At 64.1% G+C, this 21,234-nt stretch carries 20 protein-coding genes; 12 read left to right on the forward strand and 8 right to left on the reverse strand.

The features are described from left to right. Positions 1-176: 176 nt before the first annotated feature. The gene (locus GCU68_RS05585) at positions 177-1,475 is read right to left on the reverse strand and encodes an amidohydrolase (protein ID WP_152939717.1); all 1,299 of its coding nucleotides are present in this window, start codon (positions 1,473-1,475) and stop codon (positions 177-179) included. Between the two features lie 161 nt (positions 1,476-1,636). Between GCU68_RS05585 and GCU68_RS05590 the strand changes: the two genes are divergently transcribed. The 3 genes from GCU68_RS05590 to GCU68_RS05600 all read left to right on the forward strand — a co-directional run bounded on the left by GCU68_RS05590 (position 1,637) and on the right by GCU68_RS05600 (position 4,176). Then, the gene (locus GCU68_RS05590) at positions 1,637-2,500 is read left to right on the forward strand and encodes a DUF4382 domain-containing protein (RefSeq protein ID WP_152939719.1); all 864 of its coding nucleotides are present in this window, start codon (positions 1,637-1,639) and stop codon (positions 2,498-2,500) included. A 157-nt stretch (positions 2,501-2,657) separates the two neighbouring features. Beyond that, the gene (locus GCU68_RS05595) at positions 2,658-3,071 is read left to right on the forward strand and encodes a DUF6069 family protein (protein ID WP_152939721.1); all 414 of its coding nucleotides are present in this window, start codon (positions 2,658-2,660) and stop codon (positions 3,069-3,071) included. A 139-nt stretch (positions 3,072-3,210) separates the two neighbouring features. Beyond that, positions 3,211-4,176 carry a stage II sporulation protein M gene (locus GCU68_RS05600; protein WP_152939723.1) on the forward strand — a complete coding sequence of 322 codons (966 nt, stop codon included), beginning with the start codon at positions 3,211-3,213 and terminating at the stop codon, positions 4,174-4,176. 33 nt (positions 4,177-4,209) lie between these two features. Here the strand turns inward: GCU68_RS05600 and GCU68_RS05605 are convergent, their stop codons facing one another. Further along, positions 4,210-6,834: a heavy metal translocating P-type ATPase gene (locus tag GCU68_RS05605; RefSeq protein ID WP_152939724.1), complete on the reverse strand. Its 2,625-nt coding sequence runs from the start codon at positions 6,832-6,834 to the stop codon at positions 4,210-4,212. A gap of 296 nt (positions 6,835-7,130) precedes the next feature. Here GCU68_RS05605 and hisG point away from each other — a divergent pair, with 296 nt between their 5' ends. Continuing rightward, on the forward strand, positions 7,131-7,997 hold the full coding sequence (gene hisG, locus GCU68_RS05610; protein ID WP_152939726.1) for an ATP phosphoribosyltransferase: 867 nt from the start codon (positions 7,131-7,133) through the stop codon (positions 7,995-7,997). 68 nt (positions 7,998-8,065) lie between these two features. Here the strand turns inward: hisG and GCU68_RS05615 are convergent, their stop codons facing one another. Both GCU68_RS05615 and GCU68_RS05620 read right to left on the reverse strand, forming a co-directional pair. Then, a complete protein-coding gene (locus tag GCU68_RS05615) occupies positions 8,066-8,461 on the reverse strand; it encodes a DUF7344 domain-containing protein (RefSeq protein WP_152939728.1) in 396 nt (131 codons plus the stop codon). A gap of 307 nt (positions 8,462-8,768) precedes the next feature. After that, complete coding sequence (locus GCU68_RS05620) at positions 8,769-9,329, reverse strand: TATA-box-binding protein (RefSeq protein WP_008161254.1); 561 nt, start codon at positions 9,327-9,329, stop codon at positions 8,769-8,771. Between the two features lie 284 nt (positions 9,330-9,613). On the opposite strand from GCU68_RS05620, the gene GCU68_RS05625 reads away from it, so the two are divergent. Further along, positions 9,614-10,726, forward strand: coding sequence for a TIGR01177 family methyltransferase (locus tag GCU68_RS05625; protein ID WP_152939730.1), 1,113 nt, complete (start codon positions 9,614-9,616; stop codon positions 10,724-10,726). A 6-nt stretch (positions 10,727-10,732) separates the two neighbouring features. Here GCU68_RS05625 and GCU68_RS05630 read toward each other — a convergent pair whose 3' ends face one another. Next, a complete protein-coding gene (locus GCU68_RS05630) occupies positions 10,733-11,368 on the reverse strand; it encodes a class I SAM-dependent methyltransferase (RefSeq protein WP_152939732.1) in 636 nt (211 codons plus the stop codon). A gap of 319 nt (positions 11,369-11,687) precedes the next feature. Between GCU68_RS05630 and pheS the strand changes: the two genes are divergently transcribed. Together pheS and pheT are read left to right on the forward strand one after the other, a co-directional pair. Then, a complete protein-coding gene (pheS, locus tag GCU68_RS05635; protein ID WP_152939734.1) occupies positions 11,688-13,214 on the forward strand; it encodes a phenylalanine--tRNA ligase subunit alpha in 1,527 nt (508 codons plus the stop codon). Beyond that, a complete protein-coding gene (gene pheT, locus GCU68_RS05640; RefSeq protein WP_152939736.1) occupies positions 13,214-14,980 on the forward strand; it encodes a phenylalanine--tRNA ligase subunit beta in 1,767 nt (588 codons plus the stop codon). Before pheS ends, pheT begins: the two co-directional genes overlap by 1 nt. A gap of 285 nt (positions 14,981-15,265) precedes the next feature. On the opposite strand, the gene GCU68_RS05645 is transcribed toward pheT, so the two are convergent. After that, entirely contained in the window at positions 15,266-15,463 is a 198-nt protein-coding gene (locus GCU68_RS05645; RefSeq protein WP_152939738.1) for a hypothetical protein, read from the reverse strand. Between the two features lie 239 nt (positions 15,464-15,702). Between GCU68_RS05645 and GCU68_RS05650 the strand changes: the two genes are divergently transcribed. Together GCU68_RS05650 and GCU68_RS05655 are read left to right on the forward strand one after the other, a co-directional pair. After that, positions 15,703-16,011, forward strand: coding sequence for a non-histone chromosomal MC1 family protein (locus GCU68_RS05650; protein ID WP_152939740.1), 309 nt, complete (start codon positions 15,703-15,705; stop codon positions 16,009-16,011). 150 nt (positions 16,012-16,161) lie between these two features. Continuing rightward, a complete protein-coding gene (locus GCU68_RS05655) occupies positions 16,162-16,503 on the forward strand; it encodes a hypothetical protein (protein WP_152939742.1) in 342 nt (113 codons plus the stop codon). A gap of 39 nt (positions 16,504-16,542) precedes the next feature. Here the strand turns inward: GCU68_RS05655 and GCU68_RS05660 are convergent, their stop codons facing one another. Next, a complete protein-coding gene (locus GCU68_RS05660) occupies positions 16,543-16,749 on the reverse strand; it encodes a hypothetical protein (RefSeq protein ID WP_152943611.1) in 207 nt (68 codons plus the stop codon). Between the two features lie 169 nt (positions 16,750-16,918). On the opposite strand from GCU68_RS05660, the gene GCU68_RS05665 reads away from it, so the two are divergent. The 3 genes from GCU68_RS05665 (at position 16,919) to GCU68_RS05675 (ending at position 20,639) form a co-directional block, all read left to right on the forward strand. After that, positions 16,919-18,949 (forward strand): MutS-related protein, encoded by a 2,031-nt coding sequence (locus tag GCU68_RS05665; protein WP_152939744.1) that lies wholly within the window; start codon positions 16,919-16,921, stop codon positions 18,947-18,949. Between the two features lie 66 nt (positions 18,950-19,015). After that, positions 19,016-19,183, forward strand: a complete 168-nt coding sequence (locus GCU68_RS05670; protein ID WP_152939746.1) for a DUF1059 domain-containing protein — start codon at positions 19,016-19,018, stop codon at positions 19,181-19,183. Between the two features lie 325 nt (positions 19,184-19,508). Then, positions 19,509-20,639, forward strand: coding sequence for an ORC1-type DNA replication protein (locus GCU68_RS05675; RefSeq protein WP_152939747.1), 1,131 nt, complete (start codon positions 19,509-19,511; stop codon positions 20,637-20,639). Between the two features lie 21 nt (positions 20,640-20,660). Here the strand turns inward: GCU68_RS05675 and GCU68_RS05680 are convergent, their stop codons facing one another. Next, entirely contained in the window at positions 20,661-20,930 is a 270-nt protein-coding gene (locus GCU68_RS05680; RefSeq protein WP_152939748.1) for a DUF7553 family protein, read from the reverse strand. Between the last annotated feature and the right edge of the window lie 304 nt (positions 20,931-21,234).

Genomic DNA, 21,234 nt, shown 5'->3' on the forward strand with positions numbered 1-21,234 from the left:
ACCACGACCAGTCGGTTTCGATTCATCTCACTCAAGACATTCAGGAGTTCGTGAATAAACCCACCCGGCAGTTCGGCACGGTTTTGGGTCGTTGAAACGGATCGAGAAAAGTTTAGAGTGTTTATAACGATACCTGAACGTTCGATTTTCGTTTAGCCAACTCGGGAGAAACCCCCTCAGTCGTCGGCGCGAGCGATCAACGCCTCGGCTTCTTCGGTGGCACGTGCTCGCACAGCGTCCTCGTCGAGCGTCAGGACCTCTCGGTCGCGCATGAGCACCTGCCCGTCACAGACGGTGTGGCGGACGTCCGACGCCGCGGCGGCGTAGGCGAGGTGGCTCACGAGATCGTGCTGTGGTGTCAAGTGGGGTTGCTTGAGGTCGATCACGGCGATGTCGGCGGGTTTGCCCGCCGCAATACGACCCGTGTCGAGGCCGATGGCGTCGGCGCTACCCTGTGTCGCCATCCTCACGACGGCTTCAGCGGGAACCGCGCTCGCATCGTCGGCGGCGAGTTTGCCGAGCATAGCCGCATCGCGGGCCTCGTCGAGCATCGAGAGGTCGTTGTTCGAGGCCGCGCCGTCGGTGCCGAGCCCGACCGTGACGCCGGCGTCGAGCAGCCGCTGGACGGGTGCCATCCCGCTGGCCAGTTTCATGTTCGAGGCTGGACAGTGGATGACGCTCGTGCCGGCCTCCGCGAGCAGGCCGATCTCGCTCTCGTCTACGTGGACGCCGTGGGCGAAGAAGTCCTCGGCCTCGAGCATTTCCTTCTCGGCGGCGTAGGCGAGCGGCCGGACGCCGTGGTTCTCGACGATCGGCGTCACTTCGTCTTCGGTCTCGTTCGCGTGGTAGTGGACAGGGACGCCGAGGTCGCGGGCCTCCGGGACGTACTCCGAGAGATACTGCCCGTCGACAGTCGTCAGCGAATGCGGCATGAACGCCGACGTGATCCGGCCGTCAGCCATGCCGTCGATCTCCGCGGCGACCTCGAGGCCTTCCTGAGCGTCCTCGTGGACTGCTTCCTCGTCTTTCCCGACGGAGATTACGCCGTGACCGAGTCGGGCTCGCAATCCCGCCTCCGCGACCACGTCCGCGATCGTCGGCACGAAGAAGTACATGTCCGCGAACGCCGTCGTCCCGGATTTGATCATCTCGAGGACGCCGAGTTCGGTGCCAGCGCGGATGGAATCAGCCGTCAGTTCGGCCTCGACGGGCCAGATGTCCTCCTGCAGCCACTCGTCGAGGGGTTTGTCGTCGGCGTGGCCACGGAGCAACGTCATGGCGACGTGACAGTGGCCGTTGACGAAGCCGGGCGCGACGAGCGAGCCCTCGGAGTCGAGGGTGTCGTCGGCATCGTCCGCGAGCTCGTCGCCGACCTCGAGGATCTCGCCGCCGTCTTGGTCGACCAGTACGTCCGCACGCGTCACCGTCAGATCGGGCAACAGCACCTTCCCACCGGTGATCGCCAGTGTCGTCATTGGCCGACATTTCTCGTCGGACGGCGTTAGACTGTCGATCCCGATGATCGCCGGCACGGACACCGATGGGCTTTGTGTTCAGTTCGTTCAACGAATCTGAACGGTCTGAACGGCATCAACCGTCGCTATCCCTTTTTTCTCGAGCGTGACTGTCACCATTCATGGAAAGACGTACGATCCAACTGGTACTGGTTGCAGTCCTCGTCACCACCGCTGGCTGTGTCGGCGGTCTCGGCGGGGAGCCTGCGAGTGACTCGGCGACCGACGACTCCTCGAGCGACGGTGCGGGCACGGTCGCGTTTTACGTGAGCGACGAGCCGAATCGGATCGACGACTTCGAGCACCTGAACGTGACGATCACGAAGGTCGGCTTCAAGCAGACTAAGGCGGCGGCCGACGACGGCAACGAGTCGACTGGCGACGCCGTCAACGGGACCGACGCGGACGATGCCGACGAGGGGAACGAAACCGCCGAGAACGACACAGACGCCGACGGCGCGGCCGACGAGCGCTGGCTCGAGTACGACGTCGACGAACGGACGGTCGATCTCACCGAGTTGAAAGGGGAGAACGCGACCGTCGTCGACGAGTTCGACCTCCCGGCCGGAGCGTACGAGACGGTCTTCATCTACGTCAGCGACACCGAGGGAGTCCTAACCGACGGCACCGAGACGAACGTGAAACTGCCGAGCGAGAAACTGAAGCTCCAGACTCCGTTCACCGTCGGCGACGGCGACTCGATCGACTTCGTGTACGACATCGCCCCTCACAAAGCCGGGCAGAGCGGGAAATACATCCTCAAGCCGGTGATCGGGCAGAGCGGAACGGGCGACGACGTCGAAATTCGCGATATCGATGCGGATGACAGGGATGCCGACGACGCGAACGCCACCAGCGAGCAGGAGAATAAAAACGCCGCCGAGGATGAGGACGAGCGAGCCGACGGGAACGGCGATGAACAGGATAGAAGCGACGATGAGGCCGGAACTGACGAGCGCGCCACCGACGATTCGATGACGAGCTAGCCTCGAGCGCCAGCGGGCGATCAACGACAACGGCTGTCCGCAGAGTCACGCCGGATACAGGGCGTGTCTCCCGTCTCCGCTTCTAATTCACCATCTCAATAGTGTTAGAAGAACCACCCATAGAACGTTTTTCATCGTCTGAGTGGTACACACAGTCATGGCTTCAGAAACAGCGGGTTCCACAGCGGAGAAAACAGCCGCTGTGAAAGACCTTACGCTGGCGGGAGCGGGAGCGCTCGTGCTTTCACTGGTCATCAACTGGCTTATCGTGTTCGGGGCGAACACCGTCGGTATCGCCCCAGAATTAGACGCGCTAACGTATGGGCCAGTAACGTTGTTTACAACTCTTGGCGTCGTCGGTGCAACGATAACCTACGGTGCTCTGACGCGAATCGCTACCAACCCCGATCGACTATTCGTCGTCGTCGCAGCGATCATTCTCGTCCTGTCGTTAATTCCTGACTTCACAGTGATCCCCGATCAGCCCGGTGGAAGCCTCGTAGCCGGCGCCATTCTCGGCGTGATGCACGTCACGACGGCAGTCATCTGTGTCGGCGTGCTAACCCGCTGAAACCGCCGCTGATCGCGGAGCGTGGAGCGACGGTCGCGTCACGACCGACCCGTATAGCTATACTAACGGACGGCACCATCCATCAGCGCGCATCGAAATCAAACCGATCATCCGTCGCGGGTCTAAGGAGTTACATATTATGAACGAACGCGGAGCAGACCGGGAGGGGCGGAGCGAAACGGGTGTCGAGCGCCACACCGGAGATGACCGCGGCGAGTCACGATCCGAGCATCCGACGGTCGATCTCAGCACCGACGCCGAGGAAACGCCCTCGAGTCCGGGGTCGGGTCCCGACATCGGAGGCGACGCGGAACCGCCGGAACCGCCCGATTCGGCGACTGTCCGCCGCTGGACCAGCCTGACGGTCGCGCTCGCCGTGATCGCGTTCGTCACCGCAACTACGATCCTCGCTGCCCACGCTGCAACGCAGGCGGCTGCCGGGGCGGCCGCCCTCGGATTGGGGCTGGGGACGCTCGCGGTCGTTGGTCGAACGACACCCACCGTGTTCGGAATGCTCGACGATGCGTGGGCCGAACACCGACCGTACGTCTGGTTCTCGACCGGGGTGTTCGCTTTCGGCGGCGTCGTCGGGGCGCTGCTCTATGCGGCCGGGATCGATCTGACCGAACTGTTCCTCGAGATGATCATGGAGGAGTTCGGCGAGGACGACCTGTCCAGCGAGGGTGGCCTCGAGCTCTCGGCGTCGTTTTTCATCATGAACAACACGCCGCCGTTTGTGGCGGCGATCGCCGGCGCGCTCACGCTCGGTGCCGTGACGCTCTTGATCATGGTGTTCAACGGCGTTCTCGTCGGGAATATCGTCGCCGCAATGGGCGCCCAGACCGGCTTCGGCGTGATTTTCGCCCTCCTCGTCCCCCACGGGATCTTCGAACTCCCGGCGCTGTTCGTCGCCGCCGGTGTAGGGTTCCGGGTCGTCCATCGCGTCGGCCAGCGGATCGCCGGCTCGCGGACGTCGCTGGTTACGAAACGGTATCTCGCACGAACGACCGCGCTGGTCGGCTTCGCGTGGTTGCTGCTCGTTCTCGCCGCGTTCGTCGAGGCCTACGTGACCGGCCTCGTCGCGGACGCGCTGGTTGCGGTCTGATCGCCCGAACGCGGCGAACGCCCTCCTGTCGCGTTACCCGCGGACCCACTCGAGCGGCTTCAGGACCGCCAGCCGATAGTCTTCGTGGGGGTCGTACGTCGCGAACGAGAGGCTGTTGGTCATCACGCTCACGCTCGAGAAGGCCATCGCCAGTCCGGCGAGGGCGGGATTCAGGAGTCCGAGCGACGCGATCGGGATCAACGTGGCGTTGTAGACGAGCGCCCAGAAGAGGTTCTGGCGCACTTTCGCAATCGTCGCCTCGGAGATGCGGACGGCCTTGAGCACGTCCGCGGGGTCGTCGCGCATCAGCGTCACATCGGCGCTCTCGATGGCGACGTCGGTTCCCGACCCGATGGCGACGCCGACCTGTGCAGTCGTCAGCGCGGGTGCGTCGTTGACGCCGTCGCCGACCATCATCACGCGGGAGCCGTCCGCGTGGAGGTCCTCGACGTGGTCGGCTTTGTCCTCCGGAAGCACCTCCGCGCGCACGTTGTCGGGATCGATCCCGACCTGTGTGGCGACCGCGTGGGCCGTCCGCTCGTTGTCGCCGGTGAGCATCACGACCGTCGTTCCGCGTTCGCGGAGTGCAGCGACGGTTTCTGTGGCGCTCTCGCGGACCTCGTCGGCCACCGCAAGCACGCCCAGCAGCTGGCCGTCCACTGCAACGGGCATCGCCGTCTTCCCCTCGCGCTCGAGACGCATCAGCGTCTCCTCGGCGGGTTCGGTGTCGATCCCCTCGTCCTCGAGGAGCTTTCGGCGACCGATCAGCACGGTGCCGCGGTCGGTCTCGGCGCGGATGCCGTGGCCGGGGACGTTCTCGAACTCGCTGACCTCGCCGATCGTGACGCCGCGCTCGTCGGCTCCCTCGACGATCGCCCGCGCGATCGGGTGTTCGGAGCCGGATTCGGCCGTCGCGGCCGCGCCCAAGACGTACGACTCGAGGGATTCTTCGGGTTCTGCTAGGGCGCCACCGTCCGGGGCGGCCGTCCCACCGTCGGTCGTGGCTCGCTCGCCGACGAGTTCGATATCGGTCAGCGTCATCTCGCCGTGGGTGAGCGTCCCCGTCTTGTCGAAGACGATCGTGTCGATCCCGCGAACCTGCTCGAGCACGTCACCGCCTTTGAACAGGACGCCGTTAGTCGCGCTAAGCGTCGAACCGACCATCGTCGCGGCTGGCGTCGCGAGCCCCAGCGCACAGGGACACGCGATCAACAGCGCGGAGGCGAGCACGATCACCGAGAACTCGAGGACGGGAACGCCCGCACCGCCGACGGCGGCGATCTCGGGCCCGCCGCTGACGGGGCCCCACAGCGGCAGCCAGTCGACGAACGCGGCCAGTTGTTCGGGAAAGAGCGACCAGAGCGTCGCCCAGACGACGGCATTGACGATGACCGCGGGGACGAAGTAGGCGCTGACCGTGTCGACCAGCCGCTGGATCTCGGGCTGGCGCGACTGGGCCTCTTTGACCCGGTTGACGATCTGTTGGATCGCCGTCTCGGAGCCGACTTTCGTCGCCTCCACGAGGAGCACGCCGTTCTCGTTGATCGTCGAGCCGACGACTTCGTCACCCTCGCCTTTCTCGACGGGCACCGACTCACCGGTGAGCATCGACTCGTCGACCGCGCTCTGGCCGTCGACGACCACACCGTCCGTCGGAATCTTCTCGCCCGGTCGAACCTTCAACACGTCACCGACGTCGACGTCCTCCAACGGCACCTGCCGCTCCTCACCGTCTTCGACGACGGTCGCCTCGTCGGCCTCCATCTCGAGGAGTTCCCGCAGGGCGCTGCCCGCACGGGCTTTCGAGCGAACCTCGAGCCAATTGCCGAGCGTGATAAACCAGAGAATAAAGGCGACGGCCTCGAAGTAGAGGCCGGCACCGGCGATGGCCCCGAACAAGACGGCCGTACTGTAGATGTAGCCCGTCGAGGTGCCCATCGCGACCAGCGTGTCCATGTTGGCTCGTCGGTTGTTGGCAAACGCCCGGTACGCACCGACGAGGAACTCCCGGCCGAGCGTGGCCATTAGGATCGTCGCGAGGGCAAACTCGAGCGATTCGATCAGCCACATCTCGACGCCGAGGACTTCGTGCAGCGATGGAGTGAACCCGAGCATGGCGAGCATGATCGGGACGAACGGCAGCGTGAGCAGACCGCCGCCGATCACCAGCCGGCGCTGGCGGCGCAGTTCTGTCTCGACGGCGCGTTCGCGCTGGCTCTCCTCCTGTGTGTCATTGTCGTCGCGAACCGGTTCGTAGCCGGCGTCCTCGATGGCATCGTGGATCGCCGATAGCGAGACGTCAGCTGGATTGTACTCGACGGTCGCTTCGTCGGTGGCGAAGTTCACGTCCGCCCGGACGACCCCCGGCAGGTCGGTGGCCGCGTCGGCCACCGCCTGCGAGCAGGTCGAACACGACATCCCCATGACGGAGATCGTCTTCGTCTCCGAGGCGGCCTCGTAACCTGCGTTCTCGATCGCGTCGTAGATTGCCGACAGCGAGACTACGTCGGGGTCGTACGCGACCGTTCCCTCGTCTGTCGCGTAGTTCGCACTAACCGATTCGACACCCTCGAGTTCATCGACGGCATCCTCGACGGACCCCGAACACGTCGAGCAGGACATGCCTGTGATCTCGAGATGCGCTCGTCTCGTACTCATGGATAGACCTATGGGATACACGTTCAAGCGGGTTGTGGCTTTCAAAAGCAGAATATTCCTGTTAGATACTTACGAACAGAAGGTAAAATCCATATACAAGTTTCGAAAAGAAGGTGTCGCGGCGAATCGAACACCATTAGACGGCCACACGCGCGGCAGCCACAGGGGCCCACCGCATGGTGCAGGCGTCGATCCATGCGGTAGACACATCAATAGATGCCACCCTCGCCTCCCGTCGTCGATACGAACCGTCGAGATGGAAAGACAATTGCCATCCCGCTTCCAATACTCACCCAATGCGAATCGCCGTTCCCAACAAGGGCCGCCTGCACGAGCCGACGATCGACCTCTTAGAGCGGGCGGGGCTCCATCTCGAGAACGGTGCCGACCGAAAACTCTACGCCGACACGGTCGATCCCGACGTCTCCGTGCTCTTTGCCCGCGCGGCGGACATCCCGGAGTACGTCGCCGACGGCGCGGCCGACCTCGGGATCACCGGCTACGATCAGGTCTGTGAGGCCCGCGTCGACAACGTCGAAGAGTTGCTCGACCTCGAGTTCGGGCGCTGTCGACTCGTTCTCGCAGCCCCAGAAGACGGCGAGTTAGAGACCGTCGCGGACATGGCCGGCAAAACCGTCGCCACGGAGTTCCCGAACATCACCGCGGACTTCTTCGCCGACACGGGTGTCGACCCCGACATCGTCGAGGTCACCGGTGCGACGGAGCTGACGCCCCACGTCGAGATGGCCGATGCCATCGTCGACATTACGAGCACGGGGACGACGCTCAAGATGAACCGACTGGCCGTCGTCGACGACGTCCTCTCGAGTTCCGTGCGGCTGTTCGGCCGCGACGATGTCCTCGACGATCCGAAAGTCGAGGAGGTCCGGACCGCGCTGGCGTCGGTCAAACAGGCGGAGGGCAAACGCTACCTGATGATGAACGTGCCGACGGCGAAACTCGACGACGTCCGTGACGTCATCCCCGGCCTCGGCGGCCCGACGGTGATGAACATCGCCGGGAGAGACGGCGGCGAAAGCGACGAAAAAGTAGCCGTCCACGCCGTCGTCGACGAAAGCGACGTCTTCGAGACGATCACCGAGGTCAAAAAAGCCGGCGCGAGCGATATTTTGGTGACCGAAATCGAGCGACTGGTCGAGTAACGACGGTTACAGGGGCAACAGGAGAAAGCCCACGGAGGAATCCCACGACTGAAGTCGTGTGGAGGACGTCAATCGAGCACCGCCTCGAACGCCGACAGCGTCGCTCCAGGGGCGACGAGTCCCTGTGGCTGATCGTACGAGAGAATCCGATACTGTTCGAGCAGCGGGAGGTGGGTCTGACACAGCGAGACGTGCACGCGCTGGCGGAGATCGAGTAGCGGCGTGACGGCCGTCGCGTCGTGCTCGCTGTCGGCGATCCGTGCAACCAGCGTGCGCACCTCGAGTGGTCCATCCTCGGCGAGCAGGCAGCGCAGGACCGCACACCGGCGATCGTTGTCCAGCACACGGCGGACTGCCGCACGCGGGATCGAGTCGTCGATCGAGAGTGCAGCCTCGAGGTCGTCGCTACTGCCGGGCGCGTAGCGATCCAGCGCGGTCGTCAGTCGGTCTGTGTGGATCGTCATCGATACCTGACTCTCAGACCGGTAGCGAATAAACGCGGCCAGTCGTTCCGAACTCTCGCGTCGAATTCAGGCCAGTACGAACCGTTTAGCTGGATTTGAACGATCGATAATTCGGCCGAACGGACTGAATACGGCCGACATCCGTGCTGACGCGCGAAAAACGGTTGACGGTAACTGACGCCCGCACGCGGCGTAAACACATCCTCATAAACCACGCATAAGCAAACACTACTGTCACAACGGAGACTGATTCGATGCGGCCGACGCTAGGTCGTCACTTATCGCCGGCACGCGAAAACGGACCGTCTTACTCGAGTAAGCCGAGGTCTTCGAGCCGGGAGACGATCTTGTCGACGGCGTGTTCGGCGTCTTTCGGCTTCTTGCCGCCAGTAATAACGAGTTTCCCGGAGCCAAACAGCAGGGCAACGACTTCGGGATCGTCGAGTCGGTAGACCAACCCGGGGAACTGCTCGGGCTCGTACTCGATGTTCTCGAGGCCGAGTCCGATCGCGATCGCGTTCAGGTTGAGGTTCCGACCGAGGTCGGCGCTGGTGACGATGTTCTGGACGACGATTTCGGGGTCTTCGTTGACCTGAATCTGGAGTTCACGAAGCTTGTCGAAGACGATTCGCAGGCTCTCGTGAACGTCGTCGGTGCTTTTGGCACCGGTACAGACGATCTTCCCCGATCGGAAGATCAGGGCGGCGGATTTGGGGTTCTGCGTGCGGTAGACGAGTCCGGGGAACTGTTCGGGGTCGTAGTCGGCCCCCTCGAGGTCCATCGCGACGCTCTGGAGGTCGAGTTCCTGTCCGATGCCGGTCGACGCCACCACGTTTTCGATATTGATGGTGTCCTTCGGGTCGGTCATAATCGCTTAAAAAGATGTATTTAAGGTTTATAAAGGTTAGTACCGCCACCTGATATATCCGGTATATATGTTGGCCACGGGTTTCGGGTACGGCCCGATTTCGGGATGCACAGCGGGTGACAGGCAGACTCACGAGTCAGGCGGTCTGCTGTCACTCTGTCTCGGCGTATCCGCAGCGGGTTGGGTGTGCCAGCACTGACGGACCGGGGTTCGTACGACTGACAGGAACCTGTCTCAGTCGCGAAAACGGTAGGCTCATGGCCGACCCGCGGTGACACGTAGCCGTGTACCTGCTCGAGCTTGGCGGCGAGGACGACGCGTTCGCAGCCCGTGAAGCAGCCAGCGGGGCGGCCGACGTCCGTCGAATCGCCCCCGGGCTCGCCGTCGCGACCGCCATCGACCCCGACCGAATCCGTGGATTAGCCTACACGCATCGTGCAAGTGAGTTGCTCGGCCGCACCGACGCCGATCTCATGAGCGCCCGCGCGCTCCTCGAGACTGCTCCCATCGACCGCAAGGGAACCGTTGCAGTTCGTGCAACCGACGTCCACGGCTCGAGCGGCGTCAGTACCGAGCGGGCCGAGCGCGAACTCGGCCAGATTCTGGTGAACCGAGGCTTCGCGGTCGACCTCGACGATCCGGATCACGTCCTTCGGGCGACGTTCTCCGAAGGCGTCATCGAAGCGGGGGGGCGACTCGAGGCGGACGAAGCGACCGGTGCCCTGTTCAAGCCGGCGGATGCCGACGGTGCCCAGTCGATCGGCGAGTCCGTGTCGGTCTGTGCGCTCGGCTGGCTCGCCGCCGAGAGCGTCCGAGACTTCGGAACGCGCGCGCCGACGGACAAACCCTTCTTCCAGCCCGGGAGCATGGACCCGCTGCTCGCCCGCGCCGTCGCGAACGTCGCCGGCGCTCGCCCCGGTGCGACGATCCTCGACCCTATGTGTGGCACCGGCGGCGTGCTCGTCGAAGCCGGCCTCGTCGGCGCGGACGTCGTCGGAACCGACGCCCAAGCTAAGATGGTCGCGGGCGCGCGAGAGAATTTGCAATATTTCCTTGAGTCCGACGAGCCCTCTCCGACCGGCGTCGCCCGCGGCTCGTGGCACGTCGGCCGCGGCGACGGCACCCGACTGCCACTGGTCGACGACGCCGTCGATGGTGTCGTCTTCGACGCACCCTACGGCCGCCAGTCGAAGATCGAAACCCATCGCCTCGAGGATCTCGTCTCGGGCGCGCTCGCCGAAGCTCGGCGGGTCGCCCCGCGAGCCGTCGTCGTTGCAGACCGCTCGTGGGCGAGCGAGGCCCGCGCAGCCGGGTGGGAACTCGAGGCCGCGTTCGAGCGACGGGTCCATCGGTCGCTGACGCGGTACGTGCTCGTGCTCGAGCGCCGGTCCGTCTGAGACGCGCTATTTTTCGAGATACACCATCGGCGTCTCCGCGACGAGAAACGACTCGTCGTCGGTCGCGTCGACGGCGTCCCAGTAATCCCACGGCTCAGTGTCACAGCATTCTCGGATGTCCTCAGTCGAGAGGACGTTCTCGCTGGAGAGGACGAGGTCAAACGCCTCGCGTCGTCGGCCCTCGAGCCACCGATCGAACCGGGCCGGACATTCGGGGTCGGGGTAGTTTACGACGAGAGAACCGCCGTCGGCGACGTGGTCGTAAAGGTCAGCGACGGCGTCGAGGGTGTCGGGAACGAAAAACAGCGTCGCCGCGGAGTAGACCAGATCGAACTGTTCGTCGGTCTCGAGCGTGGGGAGTGCGTCGACGGCGAAGGTGAGGTTCTCGAGGCCGCGTTCGGCGGCGCGATCGCGGTTGTCGGCGACGACCTGCTCGGAGATATCGATCCCGTGGAACTCGGTTTCCGGGTAGCGACTCGCGAGGGCAAAGAGGACGCCGCCGGGGCCACAGCCGACCGACGCGACGCGCTCGAACGGCCCGAAGCGTTCGAGAAAGCGCTCGAGGTACTCGACCATCACCTCGCCCCGGAGGTAGATACAGCGGTCGTAGTCCGCGTTCCGGTAGAACTCGTCCCAGTCCATGTCGTCTCGTCACACTGGACACGACCTTAACAGGATCGAGTGGCGTGTCCACACGGACCGCAACGTTTTTCCACCGACCGCCGGTTCCTCGAACTATGGCACCCGAATCCCACACCAGTGCCGGTATCGACGACCAGTCAGACCGTCTGCAGTCGGGATTCGGCTTCTTTTTCGCCCGATAATCCGGGCCGGTGGAGCCACGTTCGCCCACGCCGGGCGAGTGTGGCGAAACCGACCGAGCCGTCGACAGCGCTCGAGGCCAGACTCGAGCCGAGTCGGAACCGCTAACTGACCCCCACGCAGCCATACGAACAAGCGAATGCAACTTCCAGCACAACAGGTCGCGGTCTTGGAGGCCGCAAGCGCGGACGACGCAACGTCCGTCGACGCCCTCGCCGCGGCGACCGACCTGCCACCGGAGACCGTCACCGGGGCAGTGTTCGAACTCGAGGACGAGGAACTGGTCGCCGTCACCGAACGCGTCGACGAAACCGTCTCACTCACCGACGAAGGTCGGGAGTACGCCACCGATGGACTCCCCGAAGTCCGGCTCTACGAGGCCGCACTCGAGGCCGGGGCCGGCGACGAACCGGTCCAGATGGGCCGCGTGATCGGAGCCTCGGGACTCGAGGGGCCACAGGTCGACATCGCGCTCTCGAACTACGCCCGCAAGGGCTACGGCAGCATCGACAGCGGCGAAATCACGGCCGATCCCGACGCCGAGCCGGCTTCGGATGCGGAGGCGAACGCACTCACCGAACTCGTCGACGCCGACGATACACCGGTCGAGAGCGTCGACATCGACGCGGAGACGCTCGAGGAACTCGAGCGACGGGGTCTGCTCAAGCGCTCGGAGTCGACCGTCCGCGAAGTGACGCTGACGGATGCCGCCGTCACGGAGCTCATGGCAGGGCTCGAAACCGCCGAGACGGTCGGGCAGGTCACGCCCGAACTCCTGACCAGCGGGGAGTGGGAGGACGTCGAGTTCGCCGAGTACAACGTCGAGGCCGACGCCGAGACCGTCGAAGGCGGCAACGTACACATCCTGCGCCAGATGTCCGAGCGCGTCAAGGACGTGCTCGTCGGGATGGGCTTTCAGGAGATGGACGGCCCGCACGTCGATGCAGACTTCTGGATCAACGACTGTCTATTCATGCCACAGGACCATCCCGCTCGCACGCACTGGGATCGATTCGCCCTGGAGCAGCCGAGTCACATCGACGAACTGCCCGAGGACCTCGTCGAGCGCGTCGAACGCGCCCACCGCGAGGGCGTCGGCGAGGACAGCGAAGGCTACCACTCGCCGTGGGACGAGGACTTCGCCCGCGCGCTCGCGCTTCGGGGCCACACGACGTCGCTGTCGACTCGCTACCTCTCCGGCACCCAGATCGGCGAGATCGAACCGCCAGCGCGATTTTTCAGCGTCGAGAAAGCCTACCGTAACGACACGCTCGACGCGACGCACCTGCTCGAGTTCTACCAGATCGAGGGCTGGGTGATGGCCGAAGATCTCTCGGTGCGCGATCTGATGGGCACGTTCGAGGAGTTCTACGCCCAGTTCGGCATCACCGACATCCAGTTCAAACCCCACTACAACCCCTACACGGAGCCGTCGTTCGAGCTGTTCGGCACTCACCCCACCACGGGCGAACTGATCGAGATCGGCAACTCGGGTATCTTCCGCGAGGAGATGCTCGAGCCACTCGGCGTCGACTGTGACGTGATGGCCTGGGGGCTCGCCTTGGAGCGACTCGCCATGCTCACGACCGGTGCGGAGGACATCCGCGACCTCCACGGCACGCTCGCCGACCTCGAGTTCCTGCGGAACGCGGAGGTGACCTACTGATGCCCACTGTCGATATCGACCCCGACGAACTGCGCGAGTTGACCGGCCACGAGGAGACGAGCGACGACGACCTCAAAACGGACCTGTTCGGACTCGGCCTCGAGTTCGAGGGACGCACCGAAGACGGCGAGTTCGAACTCGAGTTCGCCCCCGACCGCCTCGACCGGCTCTCGGTCGAAGGCGTCGCGCGCTCGCTTCGCTACCAGTACGGCGACGCCCGCGGCGTCCACGTCCCGTCACCGAACGCGGCAGAGTGGACCATCGAGGTCGACGAGTCGGTCCCCGACGACCGGCCCTACGTCACGGGCGCGGTAATCCGCGACGTGAACCTCGACGAAGACGCCCTCGACTCGCTCATCCAGCTGCAAGAAAAGCTCCACGCGACGATGGGCCGCAAGCGCGCGAAGGGCGCGATCGGGATTCACGACCTGACGATGCTGAAAGGGCGGTCCGCCACGGACGACGGCACGCCGTCGATCGAGTACGTCGGCGTCGACCCCGACGGCGATCGGTTCGTCCCCCTCGATTCCGACGAGGAGATGACGCCCGCGCAAGTGCTCGAGGACCACCAGACGGGCCAGACCTACGCCGACCTCGTCAGCGGCTACGATCGCTACCCCGCGATCTACGACGACATCGGGCTATTCTCGTTCCCACCGGTGATCAACGGCCGCCGAACGGAGGTGTCGACGGACTCGAGAGACCTGTTCGTCGAGATGACCGGCACCGACCAGTGGACGATCGACAAGATGCTGAACATCGTCTGCTATGCGCTGTCGGCGCGCGGGGCGACGATCGAGGAGGTGACGGTCGAATACGCAGACAGCGAGGCCGCGAACGCGGCCTCGAACGGAAGCCGGGCGCAGTCCGGCGGACGCGAACTCGTCCGGCCGGATCTCTCGACGAAGACGAAAACGGTCGCCCACGACCGCATCGAGACGATTCTCGGCATCGACCTCGACCCCGACGAGGTACTCGATCTGGCCGAGCGATCGGGCCTCGAGGCCGAAACGGACGAGACCGACGACGGCGACCTCGTCTACACGGTGACGGTCCCGCCATACCGTGTCGACGTGCTTCACCCGCTCGACATCATCGACGACCTCGGGCGCGCCTACGGCTTCAACGATCTCGAGCCGACTTACCCCGACGTGGGGACCGTCGGCGGCCGTCACGAACGCTCGCGCCTCGAGCGCGCCGTCCGCACCCAACTCGTCGGGCTGGGCTTCGAGGATCTGCTGAACTTCCACATGATCAACGAGGAAGAGAACTACGATCGCCTCGAGCTGTCGCCCAGCGCGGACGCCTACGGGGCCGGCGAGCCCGCGACGATCAAAGAACCCTACAGCGAGGACTACACTATGCTCCGAACGTGGGTCATGCCGTCGCTCATGACGGTCCTCGAGCGAAACACCCACCGCTCGTATCCCCAGCACCTCTCCGAGATCGGATTCCGCGCGGCGCTCGACGACAGTGAGAACACCGGCGTGGGCGAGAGTCGCCACGTCGGAGCCGTGCTCGCGAGCCACGACGCGGGCTACGAGGACGCCAAAGCGCGCCTGCAGGCGCTCGCGCGTAAGTTCGACGTCGACCTCGAGACGCCACCGACCGACCACCCGGCCTTCATTTCGGGTCGAACCGCCGCCGTCGTCATCGACGGCGAGGACGTCGGCGTGATCGGCGAGGTCCATCCGAAGGTGTTGATCGAGTACGACCTCGAGGTGCCCGTGGCGGCCTTCGAGTTCGACCTCGAGGCGCTGCACTGAGGAGACAGCGTTTTTTCTCGAGTTCCGTGCTGTTGCTGTGAGAGCATAGCGGTCCAGTGTACTATCCCGGAGTGAGTGGAACGGGCGAGCGGGCCGACACTGACTCGGAGCGAACGAGAGCGCGGCGCTACGCGCCGCGAGTCAAGTGAGCGGAGAGAACGGAGGAGTGCTTTTCATCGAAGCGGAATCAAAGATTCCGCGAGGGCCAAAAGAGCGTTCGTGCTCTTTCGAAGGTTTTGCCGAGAGCGCGGCGAAGCCACGCTCGCAGAGTAACAAGTTCGTTCTTTAGAACTCGTGTTCTACGTCATTCTCGTCTGCTTTCTGGATGATGATCTTGCCGTCTCGGACGCGGACGAAAACTTCGTCGCCGATATCCATACCCGCGACTGCGAGCTCGTCCTCGTGGAGGTTGAGGTGGACGTTGTGATAGTTGCCGTCTTCGTCTTTCGCACCGCTTGGACTCAGCTTCTTTTTCCGTACCATCGCGGGATTCTATGACGAACTTCGCCGTAGGATATACTTAAGTGTTTTCGACGACAAGACAGGAGACTGTATTACACACGGAGTAGTCACCCAATGGGACTACTGTGACAGTGGAAATAACGGAGTTAGTGCGGAAAAGTTCCGCAGGCGATGCACTTAAAGATACCGACGCTGTCGGTCGGTTTTCGGGGATATCTTTATGTCGGGCCGTGTGCTGAATTGACACGGAGGCCAAAACCATGGTACGCGAAGATGGTAAACGAAACTTTGCACTGCGCGAGTCGGGCGGCGACGAGTCGAGCGTCTTCTCAGGAAACACGCCCCGTCAGGCTGCCCTGAAAGCGGCTCGACGACTCGAGCCGGGCTCGAGTGAGGACGACGCAGAGCGCGTCGAACTCAGACTGCGAGAGAAAGGGACGGACAAAGTACACATCTACGACGGCTGGGCGTGGGAAGAGACGGCACCCGACGACAAGCCTGACTGGATGCCAAGCGAGATCACAGAAGCCAACGTCTCGAAGAAAGGAATCGAACACTTAGACGAGTGACGCGCGACCGAGCCTGTTTTCTCGTTCGCCATCTCCCGAGGAGCGGCTGGCTCGGTTTCGCCAGCGGCCGAGTCATCGCACTCGCGACCACCCCGCTCCGTTGAGCACGCAGGGACCAAACCGAACCCTCGGGTCATCGACAGTTCGCGTATGACCGACTACGAGGTACACGAGCCTGAATTTTCGGGGACGACGATCGAGGAGTGGGAGGAACCGCAACTCGAGGACTTCGACACGGACGAGTTGGCCGATGTCGCGGTCCACTTCATCCTCTCGGCGTCGGGATTTCTGCCGGAGAACGTCACGGACCGTAAACTGCCAGTCGTCGGTCCCGACGGCAACCTGAACAAAAACGCGCTCAGCACCGCCAAAAGCGGCGGTCGCGGCGTCGGCGCGGTCGAGAACCTCGACGATGAGCAACAGCGCGAAATCAAGTCACTGATCGACGGACTGGCCAACGATCACTTCGAGGACGCCGCATCCAGCGACTAACCACCTCGAGAGCCCCTGTAAACTACCGAGCGAACTCGATTATCCCCGTCCACCACGAACCAGCTTGAGGACGCCCTGAGCGGCCAGCCCGACCATCGTCCACTTCCAGGCGAGGGCAGCCAAGCCGACCAACAAGATGCCGCGAGTTCGCTTGCCGCGACTGAACGCCCGCTTTGCCTCCGACAGCACCGAGACGACGGTCAGCGATCGGGTCGTCGTCGAACCGAGAAGTTTCTTGAACACCATATCCGTCGTTAGGAACCCGACGGGATAACGGGCGTCCCGGAGGGCGCAAGTCTCGAGGTCACCCATCAACCGCTGAGACGGTCGAACTGAGTGTGTCGAGCTATCACGGCAACTTGCCACGCGGGCGGGAACTTTTTCTCACTCCGGTCTGATACGCTGCTCACGAAGGATGGATCTTGAGTCGATTCCGGGCGTCGGTGAGAAGACGGCCCGAGCGCTGGCGGCGCTCGACGACCCCGAACGCGCCCTCCGGACAGGTGACGTCGCGACGATCGCGAGCGCACCGGGAATCAGTCAGGGCCGAGCGGCCCGCATCGCACGCGGTGCGATCCGGCTGGAACACGACGACCCCGGCGGCTTTCTCGCGACCGACCGTGCTCGGGAGGTCTACCGAGACGTCCTCGCCCTGCTCAAATCGCGGACGGTCACCGACTACGCCGCCCAGCGCCTCGAGACGATCTACCCGAGTCCGCGCCGCTCGCGGATCGAGGAGGTACAGGCGTTCGCTCGCACCGCCCTCGAGCGCGAGTGTGACGAGGCCGTGCTCGCGGCCCTCGAGGGCGTCGAACCACTCGCACAGCCCGGCGATGTTCGGGTCCGCGAGCGCTGTCTGGCGACGACCGACGCCGAACGCTACAGCAGGGCTCGGGAGGCGATCCCCGAACTCTCCGTCGAGATCGTCGAGGATACACAGGGGCTGGCCGAACTCGCCCGCGGCTACTCGACGGTGATCGCGCTCGACGAATCGTTCGCTGGCGTCACAATCGACGGCGACGTGCAGGTTCGCCCCGACGCGCTCGAGACGCCCGCCGAGGTCGTTCCGGAGCGGCCACTCGCCTTTTTCGCCCGTAATCGGGATCGGCTCCGGGCCGCAGTCGAGGTCCACCGAACCGCCGAGCTCGAGGCCGCCTGCGATCTCGAGGCGCTCGAGGACGGCCTCTCGCGGCTCGACGAGGACGGCACCGTCGCGGGCGACGCGGAACTCGATCGGCTGACGACGGCGGTCGACGATCTCGACGTAGCAGCGAACGCGGCCGAGAGCGTCGCCAACGACCGGCTTCGGGAGGCGATCCGCGAGCAGGACGTCACGATCGAGGGCTCGGACCTGCTCTCGCTGGTCGAACGCGGTGCCGGCGTCGACTCGCTGCTCTCGCGGGAACTGGCCGACGAGTACGCGGTGGCCGTCGATGCGGCCCGCGAGCACCTGATCGACGCGCTCGATCTCGATCAGGGGGAAGCCGAACTCGCACGCCGGGCGTTCAGCGACGAGCCGACGTTTCCAGTCGAGCGCGACGAAGACGTCGTCTCGCGGCTGCGCGAGGACCTCACGGCGACCAAAGAGCGCCGCGCGGGCCGACTCAAGCGCGAACTCGCGGCCGACCTCGCCGACCAGCGCGAAGGGGCTCGCCAACTCGTCCGTGACGCCCTCGAACTCGACGTCGAACTCGCGATCGCTCGCTTCGCCCGCGAGTTCGAGTGTACGATGCCCGAATTCGCCGACACAGCCGAGAGCTCGGTTGGCTTCGCCATCGAGGGCGGCCAGTCGCCGCTGCTCGACGAACCGCTCGAGGCCATCGACCCCGTCGATTACGAGGTTTCGGGCGTCGCCCTCCTCTCGGGCGTCAACAGCGGCGGGAAGACGTCGACGCTTGATCTGGTCGCCAGCGTGGTCGTGCTGGCGCACATGGGGCTGCCCGTTCCCGCCGATCGAGTTCGTCTGCGGCGATTCGACGATCTGCACTACCACGCCAAAACGCAGGGAACGCTCGACGCGGGCGCGTTCGAGTCCACCGTTCGGGAGTTCGCCGACCTCGCGCAGGGCGGCGAGGGATCGCTCGTATTGGTCGACGAACTCGAGAGCATCACCGAACCCGGTGCGTCGGCGAAGATCATCGCCGGCATTCTGGAGGCGCTTTCCGAAAACGGTGCGACGGGCGTGTTCGTCTCCCATCTGGCGGGCGAGATCCGGGAGATGGCCGACTACGACGTCACTATCGACGGGATCGAAGCGGTCGGCCTCGTCGACGGCGAACTCGAGGTGAACCGTTCGCCGGTCAAAGACCACCTGGCGCGGTCGACGCCGGAGCTGATCGTCGAGAAACTGGCCGACGAGGCACGGGAACCGGCGACGAACGGGGGGATGTCGGATGGTGATTCAGGGCCGCTCTTTTACGACCGACTGCTCGAGAAGTTCGATTGAGCGGGCGATATTCGGCCGGCAACTGCAAGTACAACAGCTACTCCCAAATTCGACTAATATCGTGGCATGCCATACCAATTTTCGTGTTCGACCGAAAGCTGTCAGTTCATGATTCGCTCGAGTAGCGCCGACGAAGTGAGACGGCTGGTGCGAGCGCACGTACGGATGACCCACGGCGGTCGGATCGATCACGCGGATCTCGAGCGGGGCATGGAGCGGGTCAAGTTGGCCTGATCGACGGACAGTTCGGCCACCGATTCCAGCCCCACATCTCGGTTCGGTCGTGTCCAGCCGGTGTCGTCAGTCGCTGTGTCACTCGAGAAAGTTTCGGTGGCCCCGTGACTCGTGTCCGCTTCGTCTTTCTCGGTGCCCATCGTTGGGTCCGTCTCTCCGCGAGCGTGTTCACCGAGTTCGGACAGTGTTTCCGCTGGGAACTCGGTGAACGGTTCGACCAGTAACTGATGTGTCGAATGGTGACGAGACTCACTAATGAATAGAAGGTGTGAGAAAATACGCGGCCACCGAAACGTTAAGACGCTGCGGAAGCAGGGTGAAAGTGATGGCAGACGACCCCGAGGAGGGGATGTTGTCGTGGGACGAATCCGTGTTTAAAAACGAGCACGTCTTCGAAATCGACTACGTTCCCGAGACGTTCAAGCACCGCGAGGGCCAGACGCAGAGCCTGACGTACGCGCTGCGTCCGGCGGTGCGCGGGTCGCGGCCGCTCAACGTCGTCGTCCGTGGACCGCCCGGCACCGGCAAGACGACGGCGATCCAGAAACTGTTCGACGAGGTCGGCGCTCAGACCAGTGACGTCCGGACGATCCGCGTCAACTGTCAGGTCAACGCCACGCGCTACTCGGTATTCTCGAGACTGTTCGAGGGGACCTTCGACTACGAACCGCCGTCCTCGGGTATCTCGTTTAAGAAACTGTTCGGCCAGATCGCCGAGAAACTCGTCGAGGAAGATCGCGTGCTCGTCGTCGCACTCGACGACGTCAACTACCTCTTCTACGAGAACGAGGCCTCCGATACGCTCTACTCACTGTTGCGCGCCCACGAGGAGTATCCGGGGGCCAAAATCGGCGTCATCGTCGTCTCCTCCGATCCCGCGTTAGACGTCATCGACGAACTCGACTCCCGCGTCCAGAGCGTCTTCCGGCCCGAAGACGTCTACTTCCCGATCTACGACCAGCCCGAGATCGTCGATATCCTCGCAGAGCGCGTACAGCGTGGGTTCCACGACGGCGTCGTCTCGCGGGCAATTCTCGAGGACGTCGCCGAACGCACCGCCGAGAGCGGCGATCTCCGGGTCGGTATCGACCTGCTGCGCCGGGCCGGCCTCAACGCCGAGATGCGAGCCAGCCGCACCGTCGAACTGCAGGACGTCGAGGACGCCTACGAGACGTCGAAGTACATCAACCTCACCCACAGCCTCTCGGGGCTGACCGACACCGAGGCGGCGCTGCTCGAGGTGATCGCCCACAACGACGGCGAGCAGGCCGGCGACGTTTACGAGGCGTTTCACGACCAAACGGAGCTGGGGTACACCCGCTACTCCGAGATCGTCAACAAACTCGACCAGCTGGGGCTGATCGACGCCGACTACACGGAGGTCGACGGCCGCGGTCGCTCGCGGTCGCTCTCGCTGTCCTACGAGAAAGACGCGGTGTTAGACCGCCTCGAGTGAACTGATCATCTGTCGAGACGGTCACGCCTGCTCGAGGTCCGTGCGATACGACTCGGTCGTCTCGAGGGCGTTCTCGAGTCGGGCCTTCGTGTCGCCACTGGCGCGTTCGCGAGCCTGTCGGAGCGTGTTGAGGTGGGCGTCGAGGACCGCGTAGTCGGGATCCTGTTCGCTGTTGAGATAGTCGTCGAACGCGTCCGCCGCCTCGCGAAGGTCCGAACGGACATCGTTGTCGGCGGCCGATTTTGCTGCCGCTTCGAGGTCGTCGTGGGCTTGCTTGAGTTGCTCCGTCATATCCGGTGGCACACCGAACGGAGACATAACGGTTGGGCGGGCACGCGCCACCCGACGACGTGGGCGACGAGAACGGTGAACGAACAGTCGACTAGGCGACGGCTACGCGTTCGTGGCCAGTCGTGGAGCCGAGACCGCCGTCGCTGCACGCTCGAGTGGACCCGGGTACGTCGGTGTAGCTTCGTCCTTCAGCGGGCACAGACAGCCTACACGGATGGGGACTGGAGGAAACGGTGCGACAACCATCGCTACTAACTACCGTGTTTTTTCAGGTTGCGTCCTCCGTCTTGGTCGCACTATGCCA

This window comes from Natronorubrum aibiense (assembly GCF_009392895.1).
GTDB classification, from domain to species: domain Archaea; phylum Halobacteriota; class Halobacteria; order Halobacteriales; family Natrialbaceae; genus Natronorubrum; species Natronorubrum aibiense.

Bases quoted from the DNA above. Each gene is read 5' to 3' on its own strand.
- GCU68_RS05660 (WP_152943611.1), bottom strand. From the start codon at position 16,749: ATGGTGTTCAAGAAACTTCTCGGTTCGACGACGACCCGATCGCTGACC.
- GCU68_RS05595 (WP_152939721.1), top strand. From the start codon at position 2,658: ATGGCTTCAGAAACAGCGGGTTCCACAGCGGAGAAAACAGCCGCTGTG.
- GCU68_RS05655 (WP_152939742.1), top strand. From the start codon at position 16,162: ATGACCGACTACGAGGTACACGAGCCTGAATTTTCGGGGACGACGATC.
- GCU68_RS05670 (WP_152939746.1), top strand. From the start codon at position 19,016: ATGCCATACCAATTTTCGTGTTCGACCGAAAGCTGTCAGTTCATGATT.
- GCU68_RS05615 (WP_152939728.1), bottom strand. From the start codon at position 8,461: ATGACGATCCACACAGACCGACTGACGACCGCGCTGGATCGCTACGCG.
- GCU68_RS05630 (WP_152939732.1), bottom strand. From the start codon at position 11,368: ATGGACTGGGACGAGTTCTACCGGAACGCGGACTACGACCGCTGTATC.
- GCU68_RS05590 (WP_152939719.1), top strand. From the start codon at position 1,637: ATGGAAAGACGTACGATCCAACTGGTACTGGTTGCAGTCCTCGTCACC.
- GCU68_RS05585 (WP_152939717.1), bottom strand. From the start codon at position 1,475: ATGACGACACTGGCGATCACCGGTGGGAAGGTGCTGTTGCCCGATCTG.
- GCU68_RS05620 (WP_008161254.1), bottom strand. From the start codon at position 9,329: ATGACCGACCCGAAGGACACCATCAATATCGAAAACGTGGTGGCGTCG.
- GCU68_RS05645 (WP_152939738.1), bottom strand. From the start codon at position 15,463: ATGGTACGGAAAAAGAAGCTGAGTCCAAGCGGTGCGAAAGACGAAGAC.
- GCU68_RS05680 (WP_152939748.1), bottom strand. From the start codon at position 20,930: ATGACGGAGCAACTCAAGCAAGCCCACGACGACCTCGAAGCGGCAGCA.
- pheT (WP_152939736.1), top strand. From the start codon at position 13,214: ATGCCCACTGTCGATATCGACCCCGACGAACTGCGCGAGTTGACCGGC.
- GCU68_RS05650 (WP_152939740.1), top strand. From the start codon at position 15,703: ATGGTACGCGAAGATGGTAAACGAAACTTTGCACTGCGCGAGTCGGGC.
- pheS (WP_152939734.1), top strand. From the start codon at position 11,688: ATGCAACTTCCAGCACAACAGGTCGCGGTCTTGGAGGCCGCAAGCGCG.
- GCU68_RS05605 (WP_152939724.1), bottom strand. From the start codon at position 6,834: ATGAGTACGAGACGAGCGCATCTCGAGATCACAGGCATGTCCTGCTCG.
- GCU68_RS05665 (WP_152939744.1), top strand. From the start codon at position 16,919: ATGGATCTTGAGTCGATTCCGGGCGTCGGTGAGAAGACGGCCCGAGCG.
- hisG (WP_152939726.1), top strand. From the start codon at position 7,131: ATGCGAATCGCCGTTCCCAACAAGGGCCGCCTGCACGAGCCGACGATC.
- GCU68_RS05675 (WP_152939747.1), top strand. From the start codon at position 19,509: ATGGCAGACGACCCCGAGGAGGGGATGTTGTCGTGGGACGAATCCGTG.
- GCU68_RS05600 (WP_152939723.1), top strand. From the start codon at position 3,211: ATGAACGAACGCGGAGCAGACCGGGAGGGGCGGAGCGAAACGGGTGTC.